Source organism: Nocardia sp. NPDC050406 (assembly GCF_044459025.1).
Taxonomy (GTDB): Bacteria; Actinomycetota; Actinomycetes; order Mycobacteriales; family Mycobacteriaceae; genus Nocardia.
In genome coordinates, this window is record NZ_JBITIM010000001.1 from 2,640,883 (window position 1) to 2,660,498 (window position 19,616).

Consider the following 19,616-nt stretch of genomic DNA (forward strand, 5'->3'; position numbering starts at 1 on the left):
GGTTTTCGGGTAACCCTCCTCGAGCGAGCCGTTGTGAGTCGAACCGAAGCCGGGAGGCCGACGATGATGTCGAAACAGCGGGGCGAGTTCCACTCGGTGAGTGCCGAGGCGGCTGTCACCGGGAAGCGAGCACGGCGGAATCGGGCCGGGTGGGGGCCCACTCGATTCGATGAAGAGGTCGCGCGGCTGCGCCAAGAGGCACGGGCGGCCCTGGGCGAGGACGCCCGCGCCTAGCGATCTTGGAGTTCGGCGGTTGACGCGTCAGCTGCCGAGCGTGCGATCGACCGACAGGGCTGAGACGGCTTGGGTATTCGCCGGGCGGCCCAGGCGGGCGGGCATGTGCTCGTAGCCGTGCAGGGTCGACAGGCCGCAGGGGCGGGGGGTGCCGTCCAGGCGCAGGTGGGGGAAGCGGTCGAAGAGCGCGGGCAGGGCGTGTGCGGCTTCCAGGCGGGCGAGGCTCGCGCCGATGCAGGCGTGGATGCCGGAGCCGAAGGAGAGATGCTCCTTGGCATTGGGGCGGGTGATGTCGAAGCGGTGAGGGTCGGGGAACTTGGCGGGGTCGCGATTGGCTCCGGCGAGGGAGATGATGATTCGTTCCTCGGGCCGCAAGACGACGCCGTCGAGGTCGACGGCTCGCAGGGCGCGGCGGCAGGTCATCTGGACCGGTGGTTCGAAGCGCAGCACCTCCTCGATGGCGTTGGGCCAGCGCTCGGGTTCGGCCCGCAGCAGGTCGAGTTGGTCGGGGTGGGACAGCAGTAGCGGAATCGCGTTGCCGATCAAGTTGACGGTGGTTTCGAAGCCCGCGCCCATGAGCACGTTCGCGCTGGCCATCAACTCGGTGGTGTCCAGGTCGCCGGAGGAGACCAGCGTGCTGAAGATGTCGTCGCCGGGGTCGCGGCGCATCTGGTCGATGTGGGCGCGCAGGTAGTCCTCCATCGCCGCCGTCGCGGCCATGGCGCGACGGTGCGCCCGCCAGGAGATGCCGACGTCGAGCAGCGGGGTGACCACATCGCCCCAGCGCAGGAACAGTTCCCGGTCGGCGGCCGGGAAGCCCAGCATGTCCGCGATGATGGCGATGGGAACCCGCGCGGCGAAATCACCGATGAGGTCGACCGAGCCGCGCGCGGCCATGTCGTCGAGCAGTTCGGTGGTGACCTCCCGCACCCGGTCGCCCAGCCGGGCCACCGCGCGCGGAGTGAACGCGGACGCCACCGGCCTGCGCAACCGACCGTGCTGCGGCGGGTCGGCCATGAACATCGACGGCGCTTCGATCGGGTTGGGCGGCAGGACGACTCGTTCGGCGTAGCGGCGCAGCGGACCGGGCACGGCCGGGTCGAAGGGTGTGCGCACGCCGAAGCTGTTGTCGCGCAGGATCTCCCGGCACAACTGATAGTCGAAGGCGGCGTATCCGACCGGCCCGCTGCGCACCCCGCCCGTGCCGCGCAGGGTCTCGATCAGCGCATAGGGATCGCGGTGGCCCTCCTCGGAGCCGAGCAGCCGGGCGAATGGGTCGCCCATCCGGTTGTGGACTCGCAATGCCACCCTCGGCAGCCCGTGTTCGGCAAGCCATCTGACCGCGTACCGTGCGTTCATCGAAACCCCTGTGCCATGCGAAAACTCCACAGCCCGCTCGGCTGCCCCGGTGACGCGGAGGGCCTCCACGCCGGGTTCCGGCAGCGACGGACGGTGCTGGGCACTGACGATACGACACTTCGCCCCATGTCGTCGGATACGACGAGAATGTTTGTTGGACACCGGAATTCACTATCCGAAGCAGAGAGGGCGGAAGGTCGGCTCGGCACCCCCGACCGCCCCGTAACGTTGAGCATTGTTTGGTTTGCTGTGCAAGACTGCACCCGTGGCCGACACCGCTGAACTCGTTACGAATGTCTCCGACACCGCCCGCTGGGTGGCCGCCTTCCGTGCCGCCGAATCCGCCCGCCCCGACGCGCTTTTCCACGATCCGCTCGCCGACCGCGTCGCCGGGGACCGGGGCCGCGCCATAGTCGCCCACGGACCGCGCATGATGCGCGATGGCTGGAACCTCGTCACCCGAACCAAACTCATCGACGATCTGATCATCCAGACCATCGCCGAGGGCTGCGACCGGGTGATCAATCTGGCCGCGGGCATGGATACCCGCCCCTATCGGCTGGACCTGCCCGCCGAACTCACCTGGATCGAGGCCGATCTCCCCGCTCTGATCGCGGAGAAGGACGCGCTGCTCGCCGACGAGACCCCGCGCTGCGCCCTCACCCGCACGGCGGTGGATCTCGCCGATCCCCAAGCGCGCCAACGGTTCCTGGACGAAGCCCTCGCGGGCGCGCAGCGTGCGCTGGTCCTCACCGAGGGTCTCATCTACTACCTCTCCGACGACGATGTCACGAGCCTGGCCGCCGCCCTCGCGCGCCCGGAGATCGCTTGGTGGGCTGTGGATGTCAACAACAAGGCGATCGTGAAGCGCATCAGCAAGGCCACCACCGAGCTGCTCGCCAACGCGCCCTGGCAGTTCGGCCCCGTGGATCCGCTGCGCTTCTTCGCCGACCTCGGCTGGACCGCCGACGAGGTGGAGCATCTGGCCTGGGCGGCGCATCGCTTTCACCGGCTGCCGTGGTTCATGAAGCCGTTCACGCTGCTCCCGCAGCCGGATCCGCGGGCGCCGATCAACCAGGCGTGGAAGCCGTGGAGCGCGGTGGTGCGACTCACCCATGGGTAACAGCTGGCTGCGTCGCCTCTCCTCGGCGACGGAAGGTGCTCCGACCCTGGTCTGCTTCCCGCATGCCGGTGGCGCCGCGATGTCGTTCGGCCGCTTGGCCGAATGCGTCGGCGGGGAGTTCGAGGTGCTGGCCGTCCAGTATCCGGGGCGACAGGACCGACGACGCGAACCTCTCATCGGGAATATCGCCGACCTCGTCGAGGGCGTACTTCCCGAATTGCTCGAAGCGGTAGGCGATTCCGAGGATTTCGCCCTGTTCGGGCACAGTATGGGATCCGTGGTCGCCTTCGAGACCTGTCGACGGCTCGAGCGGGAAGGTGCGCATCCGAAGATCCTGTTCGCCTCGGGTCGGCGCGCGCCGTCGGCACCGATACCCGAGCAGCGGATTCACCTGCTCGACGACCGGGAGCTCGGTGAGCAGCTGTTGAGCTTCGGCGGTACCCCGGCGGCCTTGTTGGAGGACCCCGAATTCCGGGCCTTGATCCTGTCGGTGGTCCGCAACGACTATCGGGCCATCGAGACCTACGAATGCGCGCCGAACGCGTCGGTGGCCTGCCCGATCGTGGCCTTGGTCGGCGACCGCGACCCGGATGCGAGCTTCACCCAGATCGAGGGCTGGGGCGCGCACACCCGCGGCGACTTCGTCGCGAAATCCTTTCCGGGCGGGCACTTCTTCCTCGACGCGAATGCCCGCGCGGTCGGCGATCTGATCCGCGAACACAGCGCGCGGCTCCTGTCGACCTAGGCCGGGGACCGGGTGGGCGCGAGCCCGCCCGGTCCTTTCCGCTACCGCTCGAGCCAGTCCTCGATCACCGCCGCGACCTGCTCCGACCCGTCCTCCAGAATGGTGAAGTGGTCGGCCGGTACCGGCACCACGGTGTGCGCGGCATCCCACGGTGCGGCCTGCCAGTTCATGCGCTCCGACGCGTCTCCCAGGAAGGTCCGCTCACACTGGACGAACAGTGCGGACGCGGTGACCGAGCCGGGGACGGTCTGCTGGAGCAGCTGCACCCACCGGCCCATACCGGTCAGCCGTGCCTGGTCGAAGCGTCCGAAGACGGCCTCGTTGGACACCATGTGCTCGGCCATGGCGCGCAGTAGCCATTCACCGTCCTCGTTGACCTTGTAGGTGTCCAGCATGACCACGCCCTGAGGCGCCGGTCCACCGGCCGCCTCCAGGTGCTCGGTGACGAGATAGGCCAACAACCCGCCGGAGGAGTATCCGAGCAGCGCGAACGGTTCGCCCTGTGCCGCTTCGACGACATTGCGCGCCACCGCTTCCAACGCCGCGGTGGGCGTCGCCGGAAGTGGTTCTCCCGCACGGCATCCGATCGGTGACAGCGCCAGAACGTCACGGCCGGTGCGCAAGTGGGAGGCCAGCCGCGCGTACTGATGCGCGCCGCCGGTCACCAGGGGCGGCGCGAGGCAGATGAGACGCGGCGCGGCGGTGCCCTCGGCCAGCCGGGTGGGCGCCGGTAGCCGCTCGAGTTCCCGTGCCGTGGTGAATTGCTCGCGCAACTCCGCGACAGCCCGCAGCAGCCCGAATCCCTTGTCCGCCTGGCCGGAAGCCACCGCACCCCGGAACATGCCGTACAGCGAGTCGTCCGCGCCGGGCTCGTCGCCGCGCGAGGCGGCGTTCAACTCCCGTACCAGGTAGCGCGCCAGCGCTGCCGGTGTCTTGTGGTCGAAGACGGCGGCGGTCGGCAGTGTGAGTCCCGTGGAGGCGTTGAGTGTGGTGCGCAACTCCATGGCGGCGAGGGAGTCGAATCCGGATTCGAGGAAGTCCCGCTCCGGGTCCAGGTTCTCGGCGCTGTCGTGTCCCAGCAGCCGCGCGGCGGTCTCCAGGATGTGGTCGCGCAGCCACTGTTCGCGCTCGGGTTCGGCGAGCTGCGCCAAGCGCCTGCGCACCGTTCCCGCGTCCGCGGTTCCCGCGCTCTGTCGCCGCCCGGCCTTCTTCGCGAGGTCCCGCAGCACCGCGGGCACGGTCTCGCGGCCACGCAGCGCGGCCAGGTCGATCTCGACCGGTATGTGGGTCGGTCGTCCGGAAGACACTGCCGCGTCGAACAATTCGAGCGCCTTGTCCGCGCCCAGCGGCGGCAGCCCTTGGCGGCGCATACGCTGCCGGTCGGCCTGGCTGAGCCATTGCGAGAGTCCGGTGTCGATATCCCACAGCCCGTACGCGAGCGAGGTGGCCGGGAGCCCCTCGGCGTGCCGATGGGCGGCGAGCGCGTCGAGGAAGAGGTTGGCCGCCGCGTAACCGCCCTGCCCGGCGGGCAGGATCGACCCCGCCACCGAGGAGATCAGGACGAAGGCGGAGAGTCCGGCGTCGCGGGTGAGCTCGTGCAGATACCAGGCGGCGTCGGCCTTGGCGGCCAGGGAGTAGTCGAGCTGCGCCGGTGTCAGGGTGTCGACGAGGCCGTTGTGGGCCACGCCCGCCACATGGACGACCGCTCCTAGCGGATGCGCCTCGGGAATCGACGCGAGCAGCTCGCGCAGCGCGGTCCGGTCGGTGACATCACAAGCGGCTACCCGTATGTCGACGCCGAGCGCCTCGAGTTCGTCGACGAGATCGGTGGCGGCCTCCGGTCCGCGCCGCCCGACCAGCAGCAGGTGTCGCACACCGTGTTCGTCGACGAGGTGCCGGACGAGACGGCGACCGATTCCGCCGGTACCGCCGGTGATCAGCACGGTCCGTTCGGCATCCCAGGGTGCGGGCCGCGCCGTTTCCGGAGCTGTGGCACGCACGATCCGTGGCACGCGGATACCCTCCGCATCGACGGCCGACTCCGGTTCACCCGTAATGGCCGCTGCGACAACACGTTCCGGCGGCGTCGACGCGGCGGCTTCGATGAGCACGATGCGCCCGGGGTGCTCCGCCTGCGCCGCGCGCACCAGTCCCCAGACCGCCGCAACCGCCGGATCGTCGGCACTGTCGGTGACCACGGCCAAAGTGCTTGCGGCATAGCGCTCTTCGCTGATGAATTCTTGAATGACACTCAGCGTGCGGTGCAGTGCGGTGCGCAGCCGGACCGGCACATCGGCGCTGTCGGCCGGTGGCCGGAAGATCACCACCGACGCCGATTCGGCCGCCTCCCAGTCGGCCCAGGACACTTCGGTGGCGGATCGTGGCTCCGGTCCGGACCGCCAGACGAGCTCGTAGAGCGCGTCCTGCGACCGAGGTGCCGCCGAGAGCAGTTCCGCGGACAATGGACGCAAGGCGAGGGCCCGGACGGAGAGCAGCGGCGCGCCAACGGAATCCGCTATGGACAGTGCGACCGAACCTTCGTCCGCCGCTGTCAGCCGCACGCGCACCCGCCGCGCCCCCGCCGCGTGCAGGCGCACCGACGACCACACGAACGGTACGAGCGTCGGCCGCTCGTCCGCATCGTCGCGAGCACCGAAGGGCAGCGCGTGCATGGCCGCGTCCAACAGCGCCGGGTGGACGCCATAGCCCTGTGCGGCAGTCTGTTCCGGCAGCGCGACTTCGGCGAAGAGATCCGCGCCGCGCCGCCAGAGCGCCGACAATCCTTGGAAGGCGGGGCCGTAGTTGTACCCGCCATCGGCGAGTTCGTCGTACGCGCCGTCCACGTCGACCTCCGTGGCACCGGCGGGTGGCCAGTGCGCGAAGTCGTCCCAGTCCCCCGGTTCGCTCGTCCCGGGACCCACGGCACCTTCGGCATGGCGGGTCCAGGGTTGTGCCGGATCGTCCGCGTCCCGGCGCGAGAAGATCTCCAGCCGTCGGCGTCCGTTCTCGTCACCGTCACCGATGATCACCTGGATCTGGACGCCGCCGTGCCCGTGGAACACCAAGGGCGCGAGCAGCGTGAGTTCTTCCAGTTCCGGGCAGTCGATCTGGTCTCCGGCGTACAGGGCCAGTTCGACGAATCCGGTGCCGGGCAGCAGCACCGCGCCCAGCACGTCGTGATCGGCCAGCCAGGGTTGGGTGGCCGCCGAGAGCCGACCGGTGAACCTCACGCCGCCGCTCTCCGGCTGCGCCACCATGGCCCCGAGCATGGGGTGGTCGATTGCCCGCAGGCCGAGCGCGTGCGCCTCACCGGCGTGTTGGGAGCCCGTGGTCCAGAAGTGCCGGTGCTGGAAGCTGTAGGTCGGCAGGTCGACCTTCGCGGCCCCGGTACCGGAGTAGTAGCTCGCCCAATCCACCGTCGCGCCGGTGACGTACAGGCGGGCGAGGCCCGTCAGCAGGGTCGCGGGGTCGGCGGTGGTGCGCCTGGCGAGAGCGACAGTGGTTGCGCTGTCGATGGTTTGGGCGATCATCGGGGTCAGCGCGGCATCGGGTCCGACCTCGGCGAACCGGGTCACCCCCGCACCCGCCATCGCGGTGACCGCATCGGCGAAACGCACCGTGCCGCGAACCTGAGCGACCCAATACGACGGATTCGACATCTCGTGCTCGACACGAACACCGGTCCGCGTGGACACCAGCGGGATACTCGGCGTCGAGAACGTCAAACCCGCTATCGCCGTGGCGAACTCATCCAGCATGGGCTCCATGGCCGCCGAATGGAAGGCGTGCGACACCCGCAACCGATGTGTCCGCCAACCCTGTTCGGCACACCGATCCGCGACGGCGACGGCATCGGCTTCGACACCCGAGAGCACCACCGACGACGGCCCATTGACCGCGGCGATCGATACGTCGCCCGAGAGCAGCTGCCGCACATCGGATTCCGACGCGCCGACGGCCACCATCGCGCCCCCGGCGGGCAGCGCCTGCATCAGCCGACCACGCGCGGCCACCAGCACACACGCATCCGCGAGCGACAGCACCCCGGCCACATGCGCGGCAGCGATCTCACCGACCGAATGCCCGGCCACGACATCGGCTCGGACACCCCAGGATTCGAGCAGCCGGAACAACGCGACCTCGAACGCGAACAGACCCGCCTGGGCGAACACGGTCTGATCGACAAGTTCCTCGCTCGACAGCGCCGCTGTCAGCGAAACAGCTTGTCCCAGACTCGGTTCCAACTCGGCGACGAGGGCGTCGAAGTGTTCGGCGAAGACCGGATACGCGCGGTGCAGCCCAGCGGCCATACCCGCCCACTGCGCACCCTGTCCCGAGAACACCACGCCGGTGGTCCCAGACATCACCCGCCCGGTCACCACACCGGGAGCACCCTCGGCGAGCGCCCGCACCCCCGCGAGCAGAGTGTCGTGGTCCTCGGCGGTGACGACCGCACGATGTTCGAACGCACTTCGTGTCGAGGCCAGCGAGTAGCCGATGTCGATCGGGTCATGGTCGCCCACACCCGATACCAGGCGCGCGGCCTGGTCGGCGAGCGCCTCCGCACTGCGCGCCGACACGACCCACGGCAGCACACCACCGGCAGGCGAGGTCTTCACCACCGAGGCGGTATCCACCACCGGCGCTTCCTCGACAATGACGTGCGCGTTGGTCCCGCTGATACCGAACGAGGACACACCCGCACGTCGCGGCCGATTCGCTTCCGGCCACGGCACGGGTTCGGTGAGCAGCCGGATATGCCCTTGGGACCAGTCGACTTCGGCGCTGGGCGTCTCGACGTGCAGCGTCCTGGGCAGCACGCCGTGCCGCATGGCCATGATCATCTTGATCACGCCGCCCACACCCGCCGCCGCTTGCGCGTGACCGATATTGGACTTCAACGACCCCAACCACAGGGGGCGCTCCCGATCCTGACCGTACGTCGCCAGCAGGGCTTGCGCCTCGATCGGATCACCCAAAGTCGTTCCCGTACCGTGCGCTTCGACCGCATCCACCTCACCCGGCGATACCCCCGCATTGGCCAGCGCTTGGCGGATCACACGCCGCTGCGACGGACCGTTCGGCGCGGTCAAACCATTCGACGCGCCGTCCTGGTTCACCGCCGAGCCAGCGAGTACCGCGAGCACCTGATGCCCATTGCGGCGGGCATCGGAGAGCCGCTCCAACACCAGCACACCGGCACCCTCGGCCCAGCCGACGCCATCGGCGTTGTCGGAGAAGGACTTACACCGTCCATCCGGCGACAGGCCCCGCTGGCGACTGAATTCCACCAGCGTCTCCGGCGTCGCCATGACGGTGACGCCACCGGCCAAGGCGAGATCGCACTCCCCCGACCGCAGCGATTGCGCCGCCAGATGCATGGCCACCAGCGACGAGGAGCAGGCCGTGTCCACCGAGACCGCAGGACCTTCCAGCCCCAGCGTGTACGCGACGCGACCCGAGACCAGGCTGCCGCCAGCATTGTTGCCGGACCCTTGGGCGTAGTCGTGGTACATCACGCCGGTGAACACCCCGGTCGAACTGCCGCGCAGCACAGCGGGATTCACACCGGCGCGTTCCAGCGCCTCCCACGTGGTCTCCAGCAGCTGCCGTTGCTGCGGGTCCATCATCGTGGCCTCATTGGGGCCGATACCGAAGAAGTCCGCGTCGAATTCGGCGGCGGTGTGCAGGAATCCGCCTTCGCGCGTGTAGGACTTGCCCGCCCGGCCCGGTTCGGGATCGTAGAGGCCGTCGATATCCCACCCGCGGTCGACCGGCAGCGGGGTGATGGCATCCCCGCCGGTGCGCACCAGTTCCCAGAGGTCCTCGGGTGAGGTGACGCCGCCGGGATAACGACAGGCCATGCCGACCACGGCGATCGGATCGTGGTCGAGTATCCGCGTGGCGGTGACCGCGACATCCTCGCCCGTGCCGGTGAGTTCATCGGCCAAATAGCGGGCCAGTGCCTCCGGCGTCGGGTAGTCGAACACCATGGTCGCGGGCAGCTGTAGTCCGGTCACGGCTTTGAGGGCATTGCGGAATTCGACGGCGGTGAGCGAGTCGAATCCAAGGTCGCCGAAGGCCTTGTCGGCCGCGATGGCACCGGTGTCCCGGTGCCCCAGAATCGCCGCGACCTGTCCGCGCACGATCTCGACCAGTACGCCGAGGCGCTCGCCGTCGGGAGTACTCGACAGTCGAGTGCGCAGGGCGCTGGCAGCGCCGGAGACCGCTCGGCGGCGCGCGGGCACCAGGTTGGCCAGCAGTGTGGGCGCGGCGGTCGCCCCGCCCTGCCAGGCGTTCAGGTCCAGCCGGGCGAGAACGAGGGTGGCCGCGTCGATTCGAGTAGCCGCGTCGAACAGCGCGAGTCCATGTTCGGCCGAGAGCGGCAGCAGTCCGGAACGAGACATGCGATGCAGGTCGGCGGTGGTGAGCTCCCCGGCCATCCCGCCGTCCCAGAGGCCCCAGGCGAAGGATTGTCCGTGACGACCAGAGAACCGGCGATGTGCGGCCAGGGCATCCAGGCAGGCATTGGCCGCGGCGTAGTTGCCTTGGCCAGGGTTGCCGAACGCACCCGCCGCCGAACTGAACAGCACGAATGCTTTCAACGGCAGACCGGCCGTCAGCTCGTGCAGATGCAGCGCGGCATCGACCTTGGGACGCAACACCGTATCCATGCGGTCAGCCGTCAGTGAGGCGATGGCTCCGTCGTCGAGAACGCCAGCCATGTGGAAGACACCGGCGAGTGGGCGATCCTCGGGAATGGCGGCCACGACGGCGGCGAGTGCGTCGCGGTCGGCGACGTCACAGGCGGCGACATCGACTTCGGCACCGAGATCCCGCAATTCCGTGCGCAATTCAGCGACGCCGGGTGCGGATTCACCGCGCCGACTCAGCAATAGCAGGTGGCGGACACCGTACGTACTCACCAGGTGTCGGGCGAACAGGCTGCCGAGCAGGCCACCCGCGCCGGTGATGAGGACGGTCTCCTCCGGTCCGAAAGCCAGGGTGGGCGCGCTGTTTTCGTCAGCAACGGTCCGTCCGAGGCGCGCGACATGGACCTGCCCGGCACGCACCGCCACCTGTGGTTCCGCCGCGGCCACAATCCCGCCGAGTAGCCCGTCGATTTCGGAATCCGTATCGACCAGGACGATTCGGCCCGGGTGCTCCGCTTGGGCCGAGCGAACCAAGCCACCCACCGCGGCGGCCGCCAGGTTCGAAACCTCCTCTCCAGCAACGGCTATCGCCCCACTGGTACGGACCACCAGTACCGCATCGGTAGAGCGTTGTTCTGTGGACCACGATTGCAGTACTCGCAGGGCCTCATGCGTCGCGGCGTGGATGGCGGCCGGATCATTGCCCGCCGGGCAGTCCCACACCACGCCCGTGAATTCGGCTTCGGGCACCGAGACCGGCGTCCACTCGACCTGGAACAGCGCACTACGGGCAATGGCCGCGCCCGCGGAGAGTTGCGCGGGATCGATGGGCCGCGAAGCCAAATGCCGCACCGACGCGACCGGAGCACCCGTGGTATCCGCCAGTTCCAGCGCCACGCCGTGCTCACCGATCCGGGTGAGCCGAACCCGCAGCGCGTCGGCGGAGGTAGCGTGCACCGTCACCCCGGACCACTCGAACGGCAAGGCCAAGGCCCCGCCGAGGGACGAGTCCTCCGCCGAGCGCAGGGCGTGCAATGCCGCGTCCAGCAGCGCCGGGTGCAGGCCGAACCGCTGCGCTTGCTCGCGGGCTTGTTCGGGCAGCTCCACTTCGGCGTAGACCGCATCCGCCGTGCGCCACACCGATTTCAGCGCCTGGAACACCGGACCGTAGTGGTAGCCCTGCGCATCCAGCGCGTCGTACAGCCCCTCGACATCGACCGGGGCCGCCCCGGCGGGTGGCCAGTGCCCGAGAACCGTTGGCGCGTCCTCGGATTCCGACGAGAGGACCCCTTCGGCGTGCAGCGTCCACGCCGCGACCGCGTCCTCGTCGGGGCGCGAGAAGACGCGGACCGCGCGACGACCGGTCTCGTCCACACCGGCGACCACGACACGGACCGCCGTCCCGCCGGACTCGGGCAGCACCAGCGGCGCGCGCAGCACCAGTTCGTCCAGGCTCGCACAGCCCACCTGACCACCGGCGTGCAGCGCGAGTTCGACGAAGCCGGTGCCGGGGAACAGCACGGTATCCATGACGCGGTGGTCGGCGAGCCACGGCTGGGTCTGAATCGACAATCTGCCGGTGACGGCGAGACCGTCGGAGTCCGGTTGGGAGACGACGGCGGCGACCAGGGGGTGGGTGGTGGCCACCAGACCCATTCCCCGCGCGTCACCGCTGCCCGCGGAGCCTTCGGCAATCCAGTAGCGCTGGCGCTGGAAAGCGTAGGTGGGCAGGTCGATTCGCTGGGCCCCGGTGTAGAAGACGGCCCAGTCGACCTCGGCACCGGTCACGAACAATTCGGCGGTACCTCGCAGCACCGTGCCCGGTTCAGCGTGGTCTCGACGCGCCAGTGCCACCACGGTGGTGGCGTCGTCGAGGGTTTGGGCGACCATCGGGGTCAGCACCGCGTCGGGTCCGACCTCGGCGAACCGGGTCACGCCCGCGCCCGCCATGGCGGTGACCGCGTCGGCGAAGCGCACCGTGTCCCGGACTTGGCCCACCCAGTACGACGGGTCCGACATCTCCTGATCGACGCGGGCGCCGGTCACCGTGGACACCAGCGGAATGCTCGGGCGCGAGAAGGACAAACCCGCTATCGCCGTGGCGAATTCGTCGAGCATGGGCTCCATGAGAGGCGAATGGAACGCGTGCGAGACGCGCAGTCGATGCGTACGCCACCCCTGTGCGGCGCACCGGTCCGCGACGGCGACGACATCGGCTTCGACGCCCGAGAGCACCACCGAGGACGGTCCGTTGATCGCCGCGACCGATACCCCTGCGGAAAGCAGCGGCAGCACATCGGATTCCGACGCACCGACCGCGACCATCGCCCCGCCGGTCGGTAGCGCCTGCATCAGCCGACCACGCGCGGCCACCAGCACACACGCATCCGCGAGCGACAGCACGCCAGCCACGTGCGCGGCAGCGACTTCCCCGATCGAATGCCCGGCCACGACATCGGCTCGGACACCCCAGGATTCGAGCAGCCGGAACAACGCGACCTCGAACGCGAACAGACCCGCCTGCGCGAACACGGTCTGATCGACAAGTTCCTCGGATGCCACTGCCGTCCGCAGCGAAATCGTCTGCCCCAGCAGGGGTTCCAGCGTGTCGACAATGGCGTCGAAGTGCTCGGCGAAGACCGGATGGCCAGCGCACAGCTCGGCGGCCATACCCGCCCACTGCGCGCCCTGGCCCGAGAAGACCAGGCCGGTCGACCCCGAGACCACCCGTCCGGACACCACGCCGGTCGCGGATTCACCGCGCGCCACCGCACGAATGCCAGCGAGCAGCCCGTCACGGTCGGGCGACAACACCACGGCCCGATGATCGAACAGCGCCCGCGCGGTCACCAGCGAGTATCCGACGTCGACCGGATCCTGCTCCTCGACACTCGTGGCGAGGCGGGCGGCTTGGTCGGCGAGGGCCGCGCCGCCGCGCGCCGAAACGACCCAAGGCACCAGCCCACCGACCGGGACTTCCCGTACCGCCGGAGCACGCTCCACCACCGGGGCCTGCTCGACAATGACATGGGCATTCGTTCCACTGAGACCGAACGAGGACACGCCCGCACGCCGCGGTCGATCCACCTCCGGCCACGGCACCGGCTCGGTCAGCAGGCGGATATGCCCTTCGGACCAGTCGACTTTGGTGCTGGGGCGGTCGATGTGGAGGGTCTGTGGCAGCAGCCCATGCCGCATGGCCATCACCATCTTGATGACGCCGCCGACACCCGCCGCCGCTTGCGCGTGACCGATATTGGACTTCAACGACCCCAACCACAGCGGGTGCTCTCGGTCCTGCCCATACGTGGCGAGCAGCGCTTGCGCTTCGATCGGATCGCCCAAAGTCGTTCCGGTGCCGTGCGCTTCGACCGCATCCACCTCGCTCGGCGCGATGCCCGCATTGGCCAGTGCCTGGCGAATCACACGCCGCTGCGAGGGACCGTTGGGCGCGGTGAAGCCGTTCGACGCGCCGTCCTGATTCACCGCCGAGCCAGCCAGGACCGCGAGCACCTCGTGGCCGTTGCGGCGCGCGTCGGAGAGTCGCTCCAACACCAGGACGCCAGCACCTTCGGACCAGGCCACGCCATCGGCGGCGTCGGCGAAGGATTTGCAGCGTCCGTCCGGAGCCAATCCGCGCTGGCGACTGAACTGGAGGAACATATCCGTGGTGGCCATGACCGCCACGCCACCGGCCAAGGCGAGGTCGCACTCCCCCGACCGCAGCGATTGCGCGGCCAGATGCAGGGCGACCAGCGAGGACGAGCAGGCCGTATCCACCGAGACCGCGGGACCTTCCAGCCCCAGCGTGTAGGCGACGCGGCCGGACACCAGGCTGCCGCCCGCACTGCCGCCGCTGCCGGTCCCCTGCGCGTAGTCGTGGTACATCACACCGGTGAATACGCCGGTCGAACTGCCGCGCAGCACAGCCGGATTCACACCGGCGCGCTCCAGCGCCTCCCAGGAGACCTCCAGCAGCAGCCGCTGCTGCGGGTCCATGGCCAGGGCCTCGTTGGGGCTGATGCCGAAGAACTCGGCATCGAATTCCGCTGCCCCATACAGGAATCCGCCCCGTCGCGTGTAGGTCTTGCCCGCTCGGCCGGGTTCGGGATCGTAGATGCCGTCGAGGTCCCAGCCTCGATCGTCCGGCAGTTCACCGGTGGTGTCGGCACCGGAGACGACGAGCCGCCACAGCGCCTCCGGTGAGTCCACTCCGCCGGGGTAGCGGCAGCTCATAGCCACCACCGCGATCGGGTCGTCGCCGCCGGTTCGGGTCGCGGTGATCGCGAGATCGGCACTGGCACCGGTCAATTGGGAATCGATGAAGTCGGCGACGGCGCGCGGGTTGGGCTGATCGAAGACGAGGGTGGCCGGTAGCGCGAGGCCCGTCGCGGTATTGAGTTTGTTGCGGAATTCGATGGCGCTCAACGAATCGAAGCCGAGCTGTTGGAAAGCCTGCTGGGGTTCCACGGCTTCGAGGGAGCCGTGTCCGAGCACCTCGGCGGCCGTGGACCGGACGAGGTCGAGCAGCGCACCCGCGCGCTCGGCCTCGGTGAGACCGGCGAGCGTGCGCGCGAACGCCTGACCCGCCGGGGCGCGGTTGTCGCGTCGCACCGGGGTCGGCGCGAGCGCACGCACGAGCGCCGGGACTTCGCCCCGCTGTCGCAGCACCGCCGGATCCACCCGCAACGCCACCAGCTGGGCGGCGTCGGTGGCGATGGCCGCGTCGAACAGCGCCAACCCTTCGGCTTCGGTCAGCGGCGGGAAGCCCTGCCTGCGCATCCGCTCGAAGTCGTCGTCGGTCAGCTCCGCGCCGAGTCCGGTCGTGCGCGCCCACAGCCCGTAATCCACTGCGGTCGCGGGCAATCCTAGGCCGCGCCGGTGCGCGGCGAGTGCGTCCAGGAAGACGTTCGCGGCAGCGTAATTCGCCTGCCCGGCGGCGAGCACGAGACCGCCCGCCGAGGCCAGCAAGACGAACATCGACAGCGGACGATCCCGCGTGAGCTCGTGCAGATGCCAGGCCGCGTCGACCTTGGGGCCGAAGACACGGTCGATACGTTCGGGCGTAATCGATTCGATGACACCGTTGTCCGCGATCCCGGCGGCGTGCACCACCCCGACCAGGGGGTACTCGGCAGGAATGGCGTCCAGCAGGGACGCCAGCGCCGCTCGGTCGGAAACGTCGCAGGCGGCAATGGTGACCTCGGCCCCGAGTTCACTCAATGCCGCGCGCAACTCGGCGGCACCGGGCGCGTCCAGGCTGCGACGTGAAGTCAGAAGCAGGTGGCGCACACCGTGTTCGGTCACCAGATGGTGGGCGATCACCGCGCCGAGTCCACCGGTGCCGCCGGTCACCAGCACGGTGCCCGGCTCGATCGATCGCGCGGTGGTGCCCGGCGTGTGCCGGGTCAGGCGCGGGACGAGCAGATCGGTACCGCGCAGCGCCGCTTCCGGTTCCGTCGTGGCGGCGGCCAGGGAAGCCAGGTCGTGGTCGCCACGATCCAGGTCCAGGAGTTGGAATCGTCCCGGGTGTTCCGCCTGTGCGGCGCGCAGCAGACCCCACACCGGTGCCTGTCCCAGGTTCACTCGCTCCGTATCGCTGACGGCCACCGCGTTTTCGGTGAGGACGACCAAACGGGATGCGGCGAAACGAGTTTCGGCCAGCCAGCCGCGCACGGTGTCGAGCGCCTCGGCGGCGAGCTGTCGTGCCACCTCCGGTGGTGCACCCTGCGGATCGGGGCAGGTGAACAGAACCACTTCGGGGACAACCGAATCAGCGGCCGCGTCCAGGTCGGCGATCAAGGCCGCGAGGTCCTCGAACGCCCGAACCTCGGACGAACTCACACCCGCACCGAGTACCGCCACTCGGCTCGGTTCGACACTCGACGACGGTGCGGCGGCGACCCACTCCACGCCGAAAAGAGCCTCCGACACCGGTTTCGCGCTCAGTCGCTCGGCCGAGACGGGACGCGACACCAAACTACCCACCGAGAGCACGGGGAGTCCCCGCTCATCGGCGAGCCACACCGCGAACCGGTCGCCCTGGGTCCGAATGCGCACTCGCAGCGCGACGGCGCCCGCCGCGTGCAGAACCACGTCGTTCCAGCTGAACGGCAGCGCCGGGGATACCTCCCCCGCACCGCGCAGTCCGTGCGCGATGGCGGCGTGCAGAGCCGAATCGAACAGGGCGGGATGGATACCGAAGCCCTCGGCCTCCTTCGCATCTTGCAGCGCGACCTCCGCGAACAGCTCGTCGCCGCGCTGCCAGACCGCCCGCAGCCCCTGGAACCGCGGCCCGTACCCGTATCCGATGTCGAGCAGTTCGTCGTAGACCCCGTCGATGGGCACGGGCCGCGCACCCGCTGGCGGCCACACCGCGAGATCGAAATGGGCCGCCACCGCACCCGGTGCGAGCGCGCCCTCGGCGTGCAGCACCCACGGCCCCTCGCCCGCCTGGCGGGAGTGCACGCGCAGCCGCCGTCGGCCGGTCTCGTCGGCGGCGGACACCACGACCTGCACCGCGACACTGCCCTCGGCGGGCATGGTGAGCGGGGCGTGCAGGACCAGTTCCTCCACCACCGCGCAGCCGACTTCACCACCGACATAGCTGGCCAGCTCGACGAAGCCGGTCCCCGGCAGCAGGACGGTGCCGAGCACGCTGTGGTCGGCCAACCACTCCACCGAGCCCACCGACCACCGCCCGGTGAAGGTCATGCCGCCCGAATCCGGATGCGCCACAACGGCACCCAATAGCGGGTGGTCCACCACATCGAGTCCGACCTCGGTGACGCCGCCCAGGTCGGCTCCGAGCCACGACTGCGCCAGGACCTGTTTGGCGTCGAGCCAGAACCGCTCGTGCTGAAAGGCGTAGGTGGGCAAGTCGATATGCCGCGCACCGGTGTAGAAGCCCGCCCAGCCCACAGCCGCACCGGCCACGAACAGCGCGGCCACCGCGTTCAACAGGGTGGCCGGTTCGGCGTGGTCGCGGCGAGCCAGCGGAACCGCTACAGTGTCGTCGAGGGTCTGGACGATCATCGGGGTCAGCACCGCGTCGGGGCCGACCTCGGCGAATCGGGCGACTCCCAGATCGGTCAGGGCGGTGACGGCGTCGGCGAACCGCACCGTATCCCGGACCTGACCCACCCAGTACGACGGATTCGACATCTCGTCGGTCACCCGCGCGCCGGTCACCGTGGAAACGAGGGCGATCGCGGGGCGCGCGAACGTCAAACCGGCGACGACCGACCGGAATTCGTCGAGCATCGGCTCCATGAGCGCCGAATGGAAAGCGTGCGAGACACGCAACCGGTGTGTGCGCCAACCACGTTCCACACACGTGTCCACCACAGCGAGGACCGCATCGTCGACACCGGAGAGCACCACGGACTTCGGCCCGTTGACCGCCGCGATCGACACCCCCTCCGACAGCAGCGGCCGCACATCGGATTCCGACGCACCCACCGCGACCATCGCCCCACCCGACGGCAGCGCCTGCATCAACCGGCCCCGCGCCGCCACCAACGCGCACGCGTCCGGCAGCGACAGCACCCCCGCCACATGGGCGGCGGCGACCTCACCGATCGAGTGCCCGGCCACGGCGTCCACCCGCACGCCCCAGGACTCCAACAGCCGGAACAAGGCCACCTCGAAGGCGAACAGCCCCGCCTGCGTGAACACCGTCCGATCCACCAGCTCGCCGTCCGCCAGCGCGGCGCTCAGCGAAACCTGCTGCCCCAGCAGCGGTTCCAGCTCGGCGACAATCGAATCGAACCTCTCGGCGAACACCGGATAGGACCCGCGCAACGCCTCGGCCATACCCGCCCACTGCGCGCCCTGACCGGAGAACACCACGCCGGTGGTGCCCGGCACCACACGACCGGTCACCACACCGGAGACGGTGTCGGCGCGACCCACCGCCCGCAATCCAGCAAGTAGGTCCGTTCGGTCCTGACCCAGAACCACGGCCCGATGCTCGAAGAGCGCGCGCGTGGACGCCAGCGAGAATCCGATATCCCTCGGATCATGGTCTCCCACATGCGATACCAGTCGGGCCGCCTGCTCGGCCAACGCGTCACGACCACGGGCCGACACCACCCAGGGCAGCGGCCCGTGGACCGGCGCCGGGGCCTCCCGCGTCACCGGTTCGGCCACGGGAGCCTGCTCGATGATGACGTGCGCATTGGTCCCGCTGATACCGAAGGACGACACCCCCGCGCGACGCGGACGATCCCCTTGCGGCCACGGCACCGGTTCGGTCAGCAGCCGCACCTGCCCGTCGGACCAGTCGACTTTCGTGGAGGGTCGGTCCACGTGCAGGGTCTTCGGCAGCACACCGTGGCGCATCGCCATGACCATCTTGATCACGCCGCCCACACCCGCCGCGGCTTGGGCGTGACCGATATTGGATTTCAACGACCCCAACCACAGCGGCTGTTCGCGGTCCTGCCCGTAGGTGGCGAGCAGGGCCTGGGCCTCGATCGGGTCGCCCAGCGTCGTACCGGTACCGTGCGCCTCGACCACGTCGATATCGGCCGGGGTGAGCCCGGCATTGGTCAGGGCCTGCTTGATGACCCGCCGCTGCGATGGCCCGTTGGGTGCGGTCAGGCCATTGGAGGCCCCGTCCTGGTTGACCGCCGAACCGGCGAGGACGGCGAGAATTCGGTGCCCGTTGCGCTGGGCGTCCGACAGTCGCTCCAGCACGAGCACGCCGACGCCCTCGGCCCAACCCACGCCGTCGGCGCTGTCGGAGAAGGACTTACACCGTCCGTCCGCCGAGAGCCCGCGCTGACGGCTGAACTCCACGAAGGTCTCCGGCGAGGCCATGACCGCGACGCCACCGGCCAAGGCGAGGTCGCATTCGCCCGCGCGCAGGGCCGCGGCGGCCGAGTGCATGGCGACCAACGACGACGAGCACGCGGTGTCGACGGTGACCGACGGCCCCTCCAGCCCGAAGACGTACGAAATCCGGCCCGAGGCAATGGATCCGGAGTTCGCGTTGGCCGGATAGTCGTGGTACATCATGCCGACCCACACCCCGGTGCGGCTGCCCTTCAATGTCGTCGGGTCGACTCCGGCCCGCTCGAACGCCTCCCACGAGGTCTCCAACAGCAGGAACTGCTGCGGGTCCATGAGCGCGGCCTCATTGGGGCTGATGTTGAAGAACGCCGGATCGAATTCGCCCGCGCCGTGCAGGAATCCGCCCTGGCGGGTGTAGGTGCTGTTCGGCGCTGCCCCGGTCGGATCGTAGAGGCGGTCGATATCCCAGCCGCGATTCGCCGGGAACTCGGTGGTCGCGTCGGTTCCGGCCGCGACCAGATCCCACAGCTGTTCGGGAGATTCGACGCCGCCCGGGTACCGACAGGCCATACCCACGATCGCGATGGGTTCGCGCAGGGCAGCGTCGAGGGCGCGATTGCGGGCGCGCAGCCGCTCGGTCTCCTTGAGCGAGACGCGCAGGGCCTGAGCGAGCTTCTGAGTGTTGTCGTCGGGCTTGGTCATGATG

Annotated in this window: 4 protein-coding genes; 2 read left to right on the forward strand and 2 right to left on the reverse strand. The window is 69.5% G+C overall.

Annotated features, from left to right (window positions below):
• Window positions 1–261: 261 nt before the first annotated feature.
• Entirely contained in the window at window positions 262–1,593 is a 1,332-nt protein-coding gene (locus tag ACIBH2_RS12620) for a cytochrome P450 (protein ID WP_397116382.1), read from the reverse strand.
• Between the two features lie 265 nt (window positions 1,594–1,858).
• Here ACIBH2_RS12620 and ACIBH2_RS12625 point away from each other — a divergent pair, with 265 nt between their 5' ends.
• Together ACIBH2_RS12625 and ACIBH2_RS12630 are read left to right on the forward strand one after the other, a co-directional pair.
• The gene (locus tag ACIBH2_RS12625) at window positions 1,859–2,716 is read left to right on the forward strand and encodes a class I SAM-dependent methyltransferase (protein WP_397116384.1); all 858 of its coding nucleotides are present in this window, start codon (window positions 1,859–1,861) and stop codon (window positions 2,714–2,716) included.
• The gene (locus ACIBH2_RS12630) at window positions 2,709–3,461 is read left to right on the forward strand and encodes a thioesterase II family protein (protein ID WP_397116386.1); all 753 of its coding nucleotides are present in this window, start codon (window positions 2,709–2,711) and stop codon (window positions 3,459–3,461) included. Before ACIBH2_RS12625 ends, ACIBH2_RS12630 begins: the two co-directional genes overlap by 8 nt.
• Before the next feature lie 41 nt (window positions 3,462–3,502).
• Here ACIBH2_RS12630 and ACIBH2_RS12635 read toward each other — a convergent pair whose 3' ends face one another.
• A complete protein-coding gene (locus tag ACIBH2_RS12635) occupies window positions 3,503–19,612 on the reverse strand; it encodes an SDR family NAD(P)-dependent oxidoreductase (RefSeq protein ID WP_397116388.1) in 16,110 nt (5,369 codons plus the stop codon).
• Window positions 19,613–19,616 lie beyond the last annotated feature (4 nt).

Bases quoted from the DNA above. Each gene is read 5' to 3' on its own strand.
- ACIBH2_RS12635 (WP_397116388.1), bottom strand. From the start codon at position 19,612: ATGACCAAGCCCGACGACAACACTCAGAAGCTCGCTCAGGCCCTGCGC.
- ACIBH2_RS12630 (WP_397116386.1), top strand. From the start codon at position 2,709: ATGGGTAACAGCTGGCTGCGTCGCCTCTCCTCGGCGACGGAAGGTGCT.
- ACIBH2_RS12620 (WP_397116382.1), bottom strand. From the start codon at position 1,593: ATGAACGCACGGTACGCGGTCAGATGGCTTGCCGAACACGGGCTGCCG.